This window comes from uncultured Allofournierella sp., assembly GCA_944382705.1.
Classification (GTDB): domain Bacteria; phylum Bacillota; class Clostridia; order Oscillospirales; family Ruminococcaceae; genus Allofournierella.
In genome coordinates, this window is sequence record CALWNE010000003.1 from 1 (window position 1) to 13949 (window position 13949).

Below are 13949 nucleotides of genomic sequence, written 5' to 3' on the forward strand. Positions count from 1 at the left end.
CCAGCTGTCCTCGATTTTCTGTGTTCTTTACCAGCATTTTTATCACCCTACACCATTATACCCCATTTTCTTCCATGATACGAGAAAAAGGCCGCCTTTTGGCGACCTTTTTCGACAGGCTGAAAAGAGAGAAATTCTGCAAAGCAGAATTTCTCTCTTTTTTGTTGTTTGCACCAGTGCAGGGGGCATAGCTTGGCGGATGCAAAGCTGCCCTTCCATGCTGCAACAGGCCCAGACAGAAGAAATTGAGTCCGTCCTCTGGAGACAGAACACTGGTGGAAGTTACTGCCCGGACAGCAGCTTGTCAATCAGCTGGCGTGCCAGCCGGGCAGAGCGATTGCCCCGCTCCAGGGCAAAGCGCTCGGCCAGCAAATCCAGTTCTGGAGTTACAGGCAAACCGTTCTCCTGTGCCAGATGGTGCACAATGTTCAGGTAGATTTCCTTGGTGGGCTTGCTGAAGGTGATGTGCAGTCCAAACCGTTCGGAAAGGGAGACAAGCTCCTGAAGGGTGTCGTTGCGGTGTACATCGTCCCCCTCACGGTCGGAGAAGCTTTCCTTCACGATATGGCGGCGGTTGCTGGTGGCGTAAATCACCACATTGGCTGATTTTACACTCACCGAACCCTCCAGAACTGCCTTTAAAGCACTGAAATGGTCGTCATTCTTCAAAAAGGAAAGATCGTCGATGAACAAAATGAATTTCAGCGGATTTTGAGCCAGTTCATCCAAAAGATTGGGAAGCAGCCGGAGCTGATCCTTTTTAATTTCGATGATGCGCAGGCCCTGCTCCCACAGCTCGTTCACCACTGCCTTGACGGTGGTGGATTTACCGGTACCGGCATCGCCGGTGAGCAGGATGTTTGCGGCAGGCTTGCCCTCAAGCAATGCTTGGGTGTTTTGCAAAACCAGCTGCCGTTCCCGTTGATAATCCACCAAATCAGCAAGCCGTGTGGGGTCGGCATGATGCACCGGTACAATGGCTCCGCTGTCCAACAGGTAGAACATACGGTGCTTGGCAAAGATACCGTAGCCGTACCGGCCAATATGGCCGATACGGTGCAGGTAATGGGCAGTCAAATCCAGAGGTTCGGTTGCAAATTCCGGCAAAAAATCGCTGCATTCCATCCCTTGGGCCAGCAAGCCTGGGGTAAGTTCCGCCACCGCCTGCATGGTTTTCAGCTCCTGCAGCAGGGCGGAGTGCATCGGCGGGGGAACCGGATTGCCGGTGCCCAATGCCTTTACATAGGGCGTTTCGGCATTTTCGCACACTTCCCGCACATACTGGGTAAGGTTGCCCCCGTTTGCCTGGTACAGCCTGGAAGCAAATTCGGCATAGCGAAAAACAGAGGGCTGTTTTAAATAATCCAGCAGGCAGGCAAAGACAGGGTCGGTGAGCAAAGCCCGAAAGACAGCCAGCGAATCAAGCCGGAGCGAAAGCGTATGCAAATCCATCATAATCAATTTAAGATAGCACCCGACGCACCGCCGGAAACCAGGGCTGCATAGCGTTTCAGGTAGCCGCTCAGCTCCTTTTTCTTGGGTACAAAGTGCCGGAGTCGCTCGTCCAGAATGGCCTGGTCCACCTTTAACTCAATGGTGTTTTCCGGGATGTTGATACTGATCAGGTCGCCTTCCTCCACCACGCCAATCAAACCGCCGGAGGCAGCTTCGGGGGTAATGTGACCCACACAGGCACCTCTGGTGGCGCCGCTGAACCGGCCGTCGGTAATCAGGGCTACACTGTTGCCCAGCCCCATACCCATAATGGCGGAGGTGGGGTTGAGCATCTCCCGCATACCGGGGCCGCCCTTGGGGCCTTCGTAACGGATGACAACCACATCACCAGGCTGGATTTTGCCGGCATTGATGGCTGCCTGGGCGTCCTCCTCGCAGTCGAACACTCTGGCGGGGCCTTCGTGCACCAGCATTTCCGGTAATACGGCAGACCGCTTTACAACGCTGCCTTCCGGCGCCAGGTTGCCCCGCAGGATGGCAATGCCGCCGGTTTCGCTGTAGGGGTTATCGATGGGACGGATTACCTCGTGGTTGAGGTTGATGCAGTTCTGGATGCTTTCGCCAATGGTTCGGCCGGTAATGGTCAGGCAGTCCAGATGCAAGAGGTTTTTCTTGGAAAGCTCGTTCATAACGGCGTACACACCGCCAGCCTCCTGCAAATCTTCCATATAAGTACGGCCAGCGGGAGCCAGATGGCAGAGGTTGGGGGTTTTTGCGCTGATTTCGTTGGCGATATCCAGGTTAATGTCAATGCCGCACTCGTGGGCAATTGCAGGCAGATGAAGCATGCTGTTGGTGGAGCAGCCCAGAGCCATGTCCACGGTGAGGGCGTTCACCAGTGCTTCCTTGGTCATGATGTCACGGGGACGGATGTTTTTGCGAAGCATCTCCATAACGGCCATGCCGGCGTGCTTGGCAAGCTCGATTCGGGCGGAATAAACAGCCGGAATGGTGCCGTTGCCAGGCAGGCCCATGCCCAGTGCCTCGGTGAGGCAGTTCATGGAGTTGGCGGTGTACATACCGGAGCAGGAACCGCAGGTGGGGCAGGTTTTGCATTCGTATTCCCGCAGCTTTTCGGCAGTGATTTTGCCGGAGTTAAATTCGCCTACAGCCTCCGAAATGGAGGAAAAGCTGGTTTTTGCGCCATCAATGCGGCCCGCAAGCATGGGGCCACCGCTCACAAACACGGTGGGCAGGTTCAGCCGTGCGGCAGCCATCAGCAAACCGGGGACATTTTTGTCGCAGTTGGGCACCATGACAAGGGCATCAAAGCCGTGAGCCATGGCCATGGCCTCGGTGGAATCGGCAATCAGGTCTCTGGTTACCAGGGAGTACTTCATTCCGGTGTGGCCCATTGCAATGCCATCGCAAACAGCAATGGCAGGAAACACGATGGGGGTACCGCCTGCCATGGCAACGCCCAGCTTGACGGCATCCACGATTTTGTCCAGGTTGATATGGCCGGGAACAATCTCGTTGTAAGAGCTTACAATGCCCACCAGGGGGCGATCCAGTTCTTCTTCGGTAAGGCCCAGGGCATGGTAAAGTGCCCGGTGGGGGGCGTTTTGCATACCGCGCTTTAAGGAATCACTGTTCATGAAATAACCTCCTTAGTTGTTGATCAGCTTATCCTCATCGCTCCAGCTGTACAGCTTGCGGATGTCGGCGCCAACCACCTCGCTGGGGTGTTCGCTGGCCAGCTTGCGCATGGCGTTGAAGTGCACCTGAGAGCCGGCAGAGGACATATCCAGCAGGAAGTCCTTGGCAAAGGTGCCGTCCTGGATGTTTTTGAGCACTTGCTTCATGGCCTTTTTGGTTTCATCGGTGATGATTTTGGGGCCGGTGATGTAGTCGCCGTATTCGGCGGTGTTGGAGATGGAGTAGCGCATACCGGCAAAGCCGCTCTGGTAAATCAGGTCAACAATCAGCTTCATCTCGTGGATGCACTCAAAGTATGCGTTGCGGGGGTCGTAACCGGCTTCCACTAGGGTTTCGTAACCGGCCTGCATCAGAGCGCATACGCCGCCGCACAGCACAGCCTGCTCACCGAACAGGTCGGTTTCGGTCTCGGTGCGGAAGTTGGTTTCCAGCACACCAGCCCGTGCGCCGCCAATGGCCAGTGCATAGGCCAGGCCCAAATCCCAGGCATCGCCGGTGGCGTCCTGTTCCACTGCAATCAGGCAGGGAACACCCTTACCGGCCTGGTACTCGGAACGAACGGTGTGGCCAGGGCCCTTGGGGGCAATCATGATAACATTCACATAGGCGGGGGGCTTGATGCAGCCGAAGTGGATGTTAAAGCCATGGGCGAAGGCAAGGGTTTTGCCCTCGGTCAGGTTGGGCTCAATGCTCTCTTTGTAGAGCTTGGCCTGGGTTTCGTCGTTGGTGAGCAGCATGATGATGTCGGCTTTTTTGGCCGCTTCATCGCTGGTCATAACGGTAAGGCCCTGTGCAGTGGCCTTTGCCCAGCTTTTGGAGCCTTCGTACAGACCTACAATCACATTCACGCCGCTGTCCTTCAGGTTCAGAGCGTGCGCATGGCCCTGGGAGCCATAGCCGATGATGGCAACGGTTTTACCGGCCAGTTTTTGGAGATCACAATCCTGCTGATAAAAAATTCTTGCCATGGAAATTACCTCTTTCTTAACATAATAAATTTACTGTATCGTGTTTTGAATGGTGGTGTTGCCCTTTTCCAGAGAAACACTACCGGTGCGGCAGAGTTCCAGAATGGTGTGGCTGCGCATGGCCTCCACAAATTCATCAATTTTGCTGCTTGAATCCACCAGACGCAGCACCAAAGCCTGGGGAGAATCCTCCATCACAACGGCGCCGAAGGCGGCAGATGCTTTGAGAATTTGCTCCCGCTGCAAGGTATCGGCTGCCAGCTTGATGAGCAATAATTCACAGCTCACCGCCTGGCTGGGGTCAAATTCCTTAATGGAGCATACATCCGGCAGCTTGTACAGCTGGTTGATGAGCTGCTGCTTATGGGTTTCGTCGCCCTCAAAAGAAACTGTAATGCGGGATAAGGAGGCTGTCTCCGTTTCGCTCACATTGAGGGAGCTGATGTTGAATTGCCGTCTGCGGAACATACTGGTTACCCGGTTCAGCACGCCAAACTGGTTGTTGACCAATACGGCCACTGTGTGTTTGTTCACATCAGTCACCTACCTTTACAATGATGTCATCCATGCTTCCGCCGGGGGGCAGCATGGGAAGAACAAATTCGTCCTTATCGATTTTGCAGTCGATTACATAGGGGCCGTTGTGCTCAAACGCCTTTTGCAGGGCGGCCTCCAGCTCATCCAGATTGGTTACCCGTTCGCCAGCCGCTCCAAAGGCCTGGGCCAAGGCTGCAAAATTGGTTTTGGTGTCCAGCACCGAGTTGGAATAATGCTGGTTAAAAAACAGTGTTTGCCACTGGCGCACCATGCCCAGCACGCCGTTGTTCATAATCAGCACAACCAGGGGAACATTGTAGGTTACGGCGGTTGCAAGCTCGGTCAAACACATACCAAAGCTACCGTCGCCGGTAACCAGCACGCTGCGCTCTCTGGTGCCAAAGGCTGCACCAATGGCAGCACCCAGCCCAAAGCCCATGGTGCCAAGCCCGCCGCTGGAAACAAAGCGCCGTGGGGTTTGGAACTCCAGGTTCTGGGCGGCCCACATCTGGTGCTGGCCCACATCGGTGGCAACCGCTGTGTTGCTGCCCAGGTATTTGTTCAATGTGGAAATAACATTGCGGGGCGTAACACCAGTGCGCTGATCCTGCTGGGAAGCTTCTGCGGTGCGGTACTGGGCGATTTCCTGCTGCCAGCAGGGCTTGGGTTCTGTAGGAAGCAGCGGAAGCAGCTTTTGCAGGGTCAGCTTTACATCGCCCCGCAGGCCGCATACCGGATTGACGGTTTTGGAAATTTCGGAGCCGTCCACATCAATGTGGATGATTTTGGCCCCAACGGCAAATTTCTGCCGGTTGCCGGTTACCCGGTCGTTGAAGCGAACACCCAGGGAAACAATCAAATCGGCGTGGTGCATGGCCATGGAGGAGGCATAGTGGCCGTGCATACCCTGCATCCCCAAAAAGCGGGGGTGATTGGTGGGAATGCCGGAAAGGCCCATGAGGGAACAGCCGATGGGGGCGTCGATGGCATCGGCAAGGGCCAGCAGTTCCTCCTGTGCCCCGGCGGCAATCAGACCGCCGCCAAAGTAGATGAAGGGCTTTTTGGCCTGGTTGATGTATGCGGCGGCCTGCTCAATGCGAATGTCCTTTGCAGCAGCAGGCGGCACCGGCTGGCAGGGAGCCTTTGGGGTGTACTCACATTTTGCAATCTGGACATCCTTGGGAATATCAATCAAAACAGGGCCGGGCCTGCCGGATTGTGCCAGCGCAAAGGCTTCTCTTATCGTATCCGCCAGCTGTTCCACCGAGCTTACAAAATAGTTGTGCTTGGTAATGGGCAGCGTGATGCCGGTGATGTCAATTTCCTGAAAGCTGTCCGAACCAATCTGTGCAGTGGGCACATTGCCGCAGATGGCCACCAGAGGAATGGAGTCCAGGTAAGCGGTGGCAATGCCGGTCACCAGGTTGGTGGCTCCCGGCCCGGAGGTGGAAAGAACCACACCGGGCTTGCCGGTGGTGCGGGCGTAGCCGTCTGCTGCATGGGCGGCACCCTGCTCGTGGGCTGTCAGGATGTGATGGATTTGGTCCTGATGGGTATAAAGGCTATCGTATACATGAAGAATTTGCCCACCAGGGTAGCCAAACACGGTATCGCAGCCTTGTTCAATTAAAACTTTTACTAAAATATCTGCGCCGGAAAACAGCATCAATCAATCACCTCTTTTGCAGATAGGTACAAATTAAATCGCCGCATTGGTTGCAGCCCACCAATTGATTGCCCTCGCTCATAATATCGGCGGTGCGATAGCCTGCATCCAGATAGGCGGCAACGGCCTGTTCGATGGCGTCGGCCTCAGCGGAAAGGTCAAAGCTGTACCGGAGCATCATGGCAGCGGATAGGATGGTGCCAATGGGGTTTGCAATGTCCTTGCCGGCAATGTCCGGAGCGGAACCATGGATGGGCTCGTACAGGCCGCAGGAGGTGGCACCCAGACTGGAGGAGGGAATCATGCCAATGGAGCCGGTAATCATAGAGGCTTCGTCGGACAGGATATCCCCAAACATATTTTCGGTTACAATTACATCGAACTGAGCGGGATTTTTGACAATCTGCATGGCGCAGTTGTCAACCAGCATATCCGAAAGTTCCACCTGGGGGTATTCCTCAGCCAGCCGGTGCATGACCTTTTTCCACAGTCTGCTGGAATCCAGAACATTGCTTTTTTCCACCGAGCAAAGTTTTTTGCCCCGCTTCATGGCGGTTTCAAAGCCAATCCGGCCAATGCGCTCAATTTCCTGTTCCGTGTAGCTCAGCACATCGGTGGCGGTGCCGTTTTCGGTTTTGTGCTCACCAAAGTAGATGCCGCCAATCAGCTCCCGTACCAGGATAAAGTCAATGCCCTGGTCCACAATTTCCCATTTGAGGGGAGAGGCATCTGCCAGCTGGGGCCAGATTTTGGCAGGGCGGTTGTTGGAATAAACACCCATGCCAGCCCGCAGTTTCAGCAATCCTTTTTCGGGGCGCATAGGGCCGGGAACATCGTTCCACTGGTCGCCGCCCACAGCACCCAGCAAAACACTGTCGGACTGGAGGCAGCGCTGGAGCATTTCTTCCGGCAGAGGATCACCCCAGCGGTCCAGAGCACAGCCGCCCATGTCCACATCCACATAGTCGAACACATGGCCATATAGCTGTGCAATTCGGTTTAAAACTTTTAAGGCCTGCTGGACGATTTCCGGGCCAATGCCATCCCCTCGGATGACGGCGATTTGCTTACGCATTGTGTTCACCCTCCTTCAGCGAGGCCAGCAGGCCGCCTTTTTGAATAATGGTTTGGATAAAGGGAGGGAAGGGCTGGGCTTTGTAGCACTTGCTGGTGGTTACATTGGTAATAATGCCGGTGTTGAAATCCACCTGAACCTGGTCGTTTGCGTTGATTTCCTGGGCGGCTTCTTCGCATTCCAGAATAGGCAGGCCAATGTTGATGGCGTTGCGGTAAAAAATCCGTGCAAAGCTTTTGGCAATTACGCAGCCTACGCCGCAGGTTTTAATCACCAGAGGGGCGTGTTCACGGGAGGAGCCGCAGCCAAAATTCCAACCGGCTACGATTACATCGCCGGGCTGTACCTTTTGCACAAATTCGGTGTCGATGTCTTCCATGCAGTGCAGTGCCAGCTGAGCTGCATCGGGGGTGTTGAGGTAACGGGCGGGGATGATTACATCGGTATCCACATTATCGGGGTATTTAAAAACCTTGCCTTGGGTATTCATTCCTGCACCTCCTGAAATTCGGTAATGTATCCGGTCAATGCGCTGGCCGCAGCTGTATGGGGCGAGGCCAGGTATACTTCGCTGTTTACATGGCCCATACGGCCCACGAAGTTCCGGTTGGTGGTGGCGATGCACCGTTCACCCTCGGCCAGAATGCCCATGTATCCGCCCAGGCAGGGGCCGCAGGTGGGGGTGGAAACAACAGCGCCTGCATCCAGGAAGGCGGTGTAGTAGCCACGCTCCACACAGTCCCGCAGAATCTGCATGGTGCCGGGAATGATAATGCAGCGCACTCCATCGGCAATTTTGTTGCCCTTCAGGATGTGGTAGGCGGCCTGCATATCCTCCATTCGGCCGTTGGTGCAGCTGCCGATTACAACCTGATCAATTTTGATGTGGTGGAGTTCGCTGGCGGGGTGGGTGTTCTCCGGCAGGTGGGGGCAAGCCACGGTGGGAACAATTTTGGAAAGGTCAATCTGGATGGTTTTTTCGTACTCTGCATCCGGGTCTGCCTGGAAAATCAGCGGCTTGCGCTCACTGCGGCCTTCCAGGTAAGCAAGCGTCACATCGTCCACAGGGAAGATGCCGTTTTTGGCACCTGCTTCAATGGCCATGTTGCAGATGCACAGCCGGTCGTCCATGGAAAGGGTTTGAACGCCATCGCCCACAAATTCCATGCTTTTGTAGAGGGCGCCGTCAACACCAATCTGCCCAATGATGGAAAGAATGACATCCTTGCCGCTGCAATTTTTGGGCAGCTGACCGGTGAGTTCAAAGCGAATGGCAGAGGGAACCTTGAACCAGGCCATTCCGGTGGCCATTCCGGCGGCCATATCGGTGGAGCCGACACCGGTGGAGAATGCACCCAGAGCGCCGTAAGTACAGGTGTGACTGTCGGCACCAATGATGCAGTCGCCGGCAGTTACAACGCCCTGCTCCGGCAGGAGGGCGTGTTCAATGCCCATCTTGCCCACATCGTAAAAGTGACTGACCGAGTGCGCACAGGCGAACTCACGGCAGGTTTTGGATTGCTGGGCCGCTTTAATGTCTTTGTTTGGCACAAAGTGATCCAGCACAATGGCTACCCGGTCTTTATCAAACAGATTGGTGAAACCTGCTTTTTTAAATTCGTTTACCGCCACAGGGGTGGTAATGTCGTTGCCCAGAACCAGGTTCAGTTTGGCGTTAATCAGCTGCCCGGCGGCAACCGTTTCCAATCCTGCGTGGTAGGCCAGTATTTTTTGGGTTAAAGTCATGCCCACTTCAATTTCCTCCTTTGTTCATGTTGTGAAAAGCACTCAGCAGTGCATTGGTGCTTGCAGTAATAACATCGGTATCCGTACCGGCGCCCCAGAACATCCGGCCGTCGGCGCACTCCAGGCCGATGTAGGAAGCTGCAACGCTTTGGGAGCCCTGGCCCTGCATACTGTGCTGGGTGAATACCTGAAGGGTATAGTCCTGCCCGGTGTAGTCTCGCAGAGCGTTGTTGATGGCACTGAGGGAACCGTTGCCCTCGGCTTCCAGCTCGGTTTCCTGGCCGTTTTGCAGGAAGGTGATGTTGATTTTTACGCTTTCGTTTTCCCGCTGGAATTCAAAGTCGCTTACGCTGATGGGGCAGGCAAGGTTGAGGTAGTTTGTGCTGAAAATCTCCAGTACATCTTCGGCCTTCAATTCCTTGTGCTCCTGGTCCGAAATGCCTTTGCACAGATAGCTCAGATGCTCCCGCATTTTAGGGGGCAGGTTGTAGCCATAGGCCTGCTCCAGCAGGTAACCAATGCCGCCCTTACCGGACTGGGAGTTTACACGGATTACATCGGCGTCGTAGGTGCGGCCAATGTCCTTGGGGTCGATGGGAATATAGGGGACGCTCCACCGGTGGAGGTTGTTTTTGCTGCGGTATTTCATGCCCTTGGCGATGGCGTCCTGATGGCTGCCGGAAAAAGCGGCAAACACCAGTGCCCCTGCATAGGGAGCCCGTTCGGATACTTTCATTCGGGTGCAGCACTGGTAAGTTTCCACCAGTGTGTTCAGGTCCGAAAAATCCAGCTTGGGGTCCACTCCGTGGGAGTACAGGTTCAGGGCCAGGGTAATAAGGTCCACATTGCCGGTGCGCTCGCCGTTGCCAAACAGTGTTCCTTCCACCCGGTCAGCTCCTGCCAGCAGGGCCAGTTCCGCATCTGCCACGCCGGTGCCCCGGTCGTTGTGGGGGTGAACCGACAGGGTGACAAAGGGGCGATATTTGAGGTTTTTGCTCATGTATTCCACCTGGGAAGCGTACACATGGGGCAGGCTCATTTCCACCGTCACCGGCAGGTTGATGATTACATTGTTGGTTTCGCTGGGTTCCAGAACATCCAGCACGGCGTTGCACACTTCCAGGGCATAGTCTGGCTCGGTGCCGGTGAAGGACTCCGGCGAGTATTCAAAACGGAAGTTTCCCTCGTATTCGCTGGCCAGTTTTTTGACCAGCTTGGCACCTTCCACAGCAATCTGCTTGATTTCCTCCTTGCTTTTTTTGAACACCTGCTCCCGCTGGGCCACGCTGGTGGAGTTGTAAAAATGGATGATGGCGCTGGGGGCACCCTTGCAGGCCTCGAAGGTTTTGCGGATGATGTGTTCCCGGCACTGGGTAAGCACCTGAATGGTAACATCCTGCGGAATCATGTGATTGTCAATGAGGGTGCGCAAAAATTCGTACTCGGTTTCGCTGGCAGCAGGGAAACCTACCTCAATTTCCTTGAAGCCTACCTTCAGCAGCATACGGTAATAGGTTAGTTTTTCTTCCAGGCTCATGGGGATTACCAGGCTTTGGTTGCCGTCCCGCATATCCACGCTGCACCATACAGGGGCCTGTTCGATGCGGTCCTTGTTGACCCACTCGCTGTATGCAGGTGATACAGCAAAGTATCCTATTTCGTATTTACTTGCATCCATTATACAAATTGCCTCCTTATATCCTTGAAAGAACAGCCCTCTGAACTTGCAATCCAGTTGGGCCGTTTTGTGTGAAAGGGGGATTAAAGGATTTTAAAACCCTCCCGCTGCAGGGATTCGGTGATTTGCTTTACATGCTGGTAGTCTTTGGTTTCCATGCCGATGCGCAAAAAGCAGCCGTTGATGCTTTCGGTGTTGCCTTTTTCGTAATGCACGCCGGTTACATTGCCGCCGCAATCTGCAATGATGCGGGAAATCTCCTTTAGCTGGCCGGGCTTGTCGATGAGTTCAATCAGCAGGCTGCTGGAGCGGCCGGATTTTAGCAGGCCCCGGTCGATGACACGGGAAAGGCTGGTTACATCGATGTTGCCGCCGGATACCACCGCCACAACCCGCTTGCCACGGAGGGGGAATTTTTCAAACATAACAGCGGCAACGGCGGTGGCACCTGCGCCTTCGGCAATCATCTTTTGCTTTTCCATCAAAGCCAGAATGGCACTTGCAACTTCATCGTCACTGACCAGAGCAATCTCATCCACATACTGGTTCACCAGCTCATAGGTGTTTACACCGGGCTGCTTTACCGCAATGCCGTCTGCAATGGTTTGCACCGAATCGAGGGTTTGAATCTCCTGGTTCTTGATAGAGTTGTACATACTGGGGGCGCCTTCCACCTGCACGCCGTAGATTTTGATGTTGGGCCGAATCTGCTTGACAGTGTAGGCAATGCCGGAAATCAGACCGCCGCCGCCGATGGGCACTACAATGGCATCGATGTCATCCAAATCGCTGAGAATTTCCAGGGCAATGGTACCCTGGCCGGCGATTACATCCTCGTCATCAAAGGGGTGCACAAAGGTGTAGCCTTCCTGTTCTTTGATTTCCAGCGCTTTTTGGTAGGCGTTGTCGTAGCAGCCCTCCACCAGGCATACCTGGGCTCCGTAGCGTTTGGTTGCTTCCACCTTGGAAAGGGGGGCGCTGTCGGGCAGGCAAATCAGCGATTTAATGCCGTTTTTGGTGGCTGCCAGGGCCACACCCTGAGCGTGATTGCCTGCCGAGCAGGCAATTACGCCTTTTGCCCGATCTTCCTGGGAGAGCATGGCGATTTTGTAGGCCGAACCACGCACCTTGAAGGAGCCGGTAATTTGCAGGTTTTCTGGTTTAAGGTATAGCTCGCAGTGAGGGGCAATGCCATAAGACTGAACCACATTGGTTTCACGGATGATTTTTTTGAGTACGGTTTGGGCGTTGAATACTTTATCAAGAGATAACATGAAGTTCCGCCTTTCGATTAATAAATTTGATTTTAAGGTAAAACAAAACCCGCCCCAAAGCAAAAAAACTTTGAGACGGGTGTAAATTCATGATTTGCACTCGCGGTACCACTCAAATTGCGAACAGAGCGTTCGCCACCTTATTCGAAGTCATATAAACTTCTATGCACTAACATAGCATACATGGGAAACATCTACTAGGTATTGAACCGTTGGGGTTTCCAGCTCAGAAGGGATAGAGTCCTTGCAGTCCTTTATCGGGATTCCACCATTCCCCGACTCTCTGTAAAATTCGTTGCAAGCTCGGTCTTCATCATAGCTTTTAGTATTTAATTTATTGCAATTATAACGCTTTAAAGTGGTGCTGTCAAGAATTTTTTAAAATTAAAATTTGAACCAGTGCAAAGGCACTCCGCAAACAAGTATTTCGGCACACAAGTGGCTGATGCATAAGGGCAGAAAAACCGGAAAATTGCAGGGGCACAAAGTGGGACCATATACATATAAACAGTGGTTGGGCGGCGAGAGGGGCGAACCATAGAAAAAACCGGCTGAAGCTGCGGCGCAGGATTTGCTGCAAGGGGCAGGAGAAATTCTGGCAGCTGCCCGGTTTCAGGCGCAGCCATAAACAAAAAACTCCAGCAATAGCTGGAGTTTTTTGCGCTGCTGCAATCAATACTGGCTAATGGGCAGGGATGCGTCGTCCTGCCCGGGGCGGATGGACTGAATTTCCACCGGATAACCAAAATCCGGCCGTACCTGCACCTGCACCACTGCGCCCACCGGCTGCCCGAAAATGGCCTTCCCCAGGGGGGATTCCCGGCTAATCAGACCAGCCTGGGCATTTACTCGCAGGGTGGTAACCAGCTGCAGTTCCATGGTTTCCTGGTCTTCGGGCAGGTACAGGGTGACATGGTCAAACAGGCCCACGGTGCCGGGGGCATGGTCGGCCTTTACCACCCGGGCGGTGCGAATCATCCGCTGAAGGTAGCGGATGCGGCTTTCGTTGCGGTTTTTCTGCCGCTTGGCTTCCTTGTATTCAAAATTTTCGCTCAAATCGCCAAAGGCACGGGCGGCCTTTACATCTTCTAGATGCTGCGGTCGCAGCACCAAAATTCGGTGCTCGATTTCCTGCTGCATTTTATCCAGGTCTACCTGGGTCAGTTCGTCGTACATGGCTGAGGGCTCCTTTCTGGCAGCCAGGTTACAGCCTGCTGCCGGGCGGTTTGCTTGCATTGTACCACAAAAAGCCTGGTGCCCAAAAGGTTTTGGGAGAAATCTTTCAGACGAAAGGGCGCAAATCCTTGGAGCAAGGGCATTTTTTGCGTTTTGTTCTTGACAGGGAAAAGCGGCCTTGCTATAATTAGCAACTGTAAAGTAAATCCCTTTACCGAAAGCTGAACGGCTTTACACCAAATGAGAGGGGGAAGCCGGGTGGCCAAAGACCTGAAAATCTCCTATCTGCTGGATTTTTACGGCCAGGTTCTGACCGAAAAACAGCGGGATGTAATGGAGCAATACTACAACGACGACCTCTCTTTAGCGGAAATCGCCGATAACTTCGGCATTACCCGGCAGGGCGTGCGGGACGCCATTAAGCGTGGCGAAAGCATTTTGCTGGAGCTGGAAGAAAAGGTTGGTTTTGCCCAGCGTTATCAGGCCGTTCAGGATGGCGTGGTTCGGCTGGAGGAGCTGGCAAAAGAAATCCGCTTTTATAATGCCGATTACGGCAGCAGCCCTCACATTGAGCGGGCGGTCCGGCAGATGTTGGAAATCATTGCCCGCATCAGCGAATAAGGCACTGCCTGGAAACACTTTGGAAAGGATATTG

Annotated in this window: 13 protein-coding genes; 2 read left to right on the plus strand and 11 right to left on the minus strand. The window is 54.1% G+C overall.

The window, feature by feature from the left end:
• Window positions 1–191 (plus strand): hypothetical protein (locus ACH2EM_RS00160; RefSeq protein ID WP_395149997.1); only part of this gene is annotated, 191 nt, incomplete at its 5' end.
• Between the two features lie 91 nt (window positions 192–282).
• On the opposite strand, the gene ACH2EM_RS00165 is transcribed toward ACH2EM_RS00160, so the two are convergent.
• From ACH2EM_RS00165 to ACH2EM_RS00215, 11 genes are all read right to left on the minus strand, one after another.
• Window positions 283–1455, minus strand: coding sequence for an ATP-binding protein (locus tag ACH2EM_RS00165; RefSeq protein ID WP_395150027.1), 1173 nt, complete (start codon window positions 1453–1455; stop codon window positions 283–285).
• A gap of 2 nt (window positions 1456–1457) precedes the next feature.
• Window positions 1458–3113, minus strand: a complete 1656-nt coding sequence (ilvD, locus tag ACH2EM_RS00170; protein WP_395149998.1) for a dihydroxy-acid dehydratase — start codon at window positions 3111–3113, stop codon at window positions 1458–1460.
• A 12-nt stretch (window positions 3114–3125) separates the two neighbouring features.
• A complete protein-coding gene (gene ilvC / locus ACH2EM_RS00175; RefSeq protein ID WP_395149999.1) occupies window positions 3126–4142 on the minus strand; it encodes a ketol-acid reductoisomerase in 1017 nt (338 codons plus the stop codon).
• 30 nt (window positions 4143–4172) lie between these two features.
• A complete protein-coding gene (gene ilvN / locus ACH2EM_RS00180; protein WP_395150000.1) occupies window positions 4173–4676 on the minus strand; it encodes an acetolactate synthase small subunit in 504 nt (167 codons plus the stop codon).
• A 1-nt stretch (window position 4677) separates the two neighbouring features.
• Complete coding sequence (gene ilvB, locus ACH2EM_RS00185; protein WP_395150028.1) at window positions 4678–6345, minus strand: biosynthetic-type acetolactate synthase large subunit; 1668 nt, start codon at window positions 6343–6345, stop codon at window positions 4678–4680.
• 7 nt (window positions 6346–6352) lie between these two features.
• Window positions 6353–7420 carry a 3-isopropylmalate dehydrogenase gene (leuB, locus tag ACH2EM_RS00190; protein ID WP_395150001.1) on the minus strand — a complete coding sequence of 356 codons (1068 nt, stop codon included), beginning with the start codon at window positions 7418–7420 and terminating at the stop codon, window positions 6353–6355.
• Window positions 7413–7910 carry a 3-isopropylmalate dehydratase small subunit gene (gene leuD, locus ACH2EM_RS00195; RefSeq protein ID WP_395150002.1) on the minus strand — a complete coding sequence of 166 codons (498 nt, stop codon included), beginning with the start codon at window positions 7908–7910 and terminating at the stop codon, window positions 7413–7415. The genes leuB and leuD overlap by 8 nt, the downstream gene beginning before the upstream one ends.
• Entirely contained in the window at window positions 7907–9172 is a 1266-nt protein-coding gene (gene leuC / locus ACH2EM_RS00200; RefSeq protein ID WP_395150003.1) for a 3-isopropylmalate dehydratase large subunit, read from the minus strand. Before leuC ends, leuD begins: the two co-directional genes overlap by 4 nt.
• Before the next feature lies 1 nt (window position 9173).
• Window positions 9174–10847 carry a 2-isopropylmalate synthase gene (locus tag ACH2EM_RS00205; protein WP_395150029.1) on the minus strand — a complete coding sequence of 558 codons (1674 nt, stop codon included), beginning with the start codon at window positions 10845–10847 and terminating at the stop codon, window positions 9174–9176.
• A gap of 80 nt (window positions 10848–10927) precedes the next feature.
• Complete coding sequence (gene ilvA / locus ACH2EM_RS00210) at window positions 10928–12118, minus strand: threonine ammonia-lyase (protein WP_395150004.1); 1191 nt, start codon at window positions 12116–12118, stop codon at window positions 10928–10930.
• A gap of 672 nt (window positions 12119–12790) precedes the next feature.
• On the minus strand, window positions 12791–13294 hold the full coding sequence (locus tag ACH2EM_RS00215) for a GreA/GreB family elongation factor (protein WP_395150005.1): 504 nt from the start codon (window positions 13292–13294) through the stop codon (window positions 12791–12793).
• Between the two features lie 258 nt (window positions 13295–13552).
• Between ACH2EM_RS00215 and ylxM the strand changes: the two genes are divergently transcribed.
• Window positions 13553–13915 (plus strand): YlxM family DNA-binding protein, encoded by a 363-nt coding sequence (gene ylxM, locus ACH2EM_RS00220; RefSeq protein WP_395150006.1) that lies wholly within the window; start codon window positions 13553–13555, stop codon window positions 13913–13915.
• Window positions 13916–13949: the final 34 nt, after the last annotated feature.

What these genes read in the sequence shown, in the direction of transcription:
- ACH2EM_RS00165 (WP_395150027.1), bottom strand. Translation starts at nt 1,455, where the DNA reads ATGATGGATTTGCATACGCTTTCGCTCCGGCTTGATTCGCTGGCTGTC.
- ilvD (WP_395149998.1), bottom strand. Translation starts at nt 3,113, where the DNA reads ATGAACAGTGATTCCTTAAAGCGCGGTATGCAAAACGCCCCCCACCGG.
- ilvC (WP_395149999.1), bottom strand. Translation starts at nt 4,142, where the DNA reads ATGGCAAGAATTTTTTATCAGCAGGATTGTGATCTCCAAAAACTGGCC.
- ilvB (WP_395150028.1), bottom strand. Translation starts at nt 6,345, where the DNA reads ATGCTGTTTTCCGGCGCAGATATTTTAGTAAAAGTTTTAATTGAACAA.
- leuB (WP_395150001.1), bottom strand. Translation starts at nt 7,420, where the DNA reads ATGCGTAAGCAAATCGCCGTCATCCGAGGGGATGGCATTGGCCCGGAA.
- leuD (WP_395150002.1), bottom strand. Translation starts at nt 7,910, where the DNA reads ATGAATACCCAAGGCAAGGTTTTTAAATACCCCGATAATGTGGATACC.
- ilvA (WP_395150004.1), bottom strand. Translation starts at nt 12,118, where the DNA reads ATGTTATCTCTTGATAAAGTATTCAACGCCCAAACCGTACTCAAAAAA.
- ACH2EM_RS00215 (WP_395150005.1), bottom strand. Translation starts at nt 13,294, where the DNA reads ATGTACGACGAACTGACCCAGGTAGACCTGGATAAAATGCAGCAGGAA.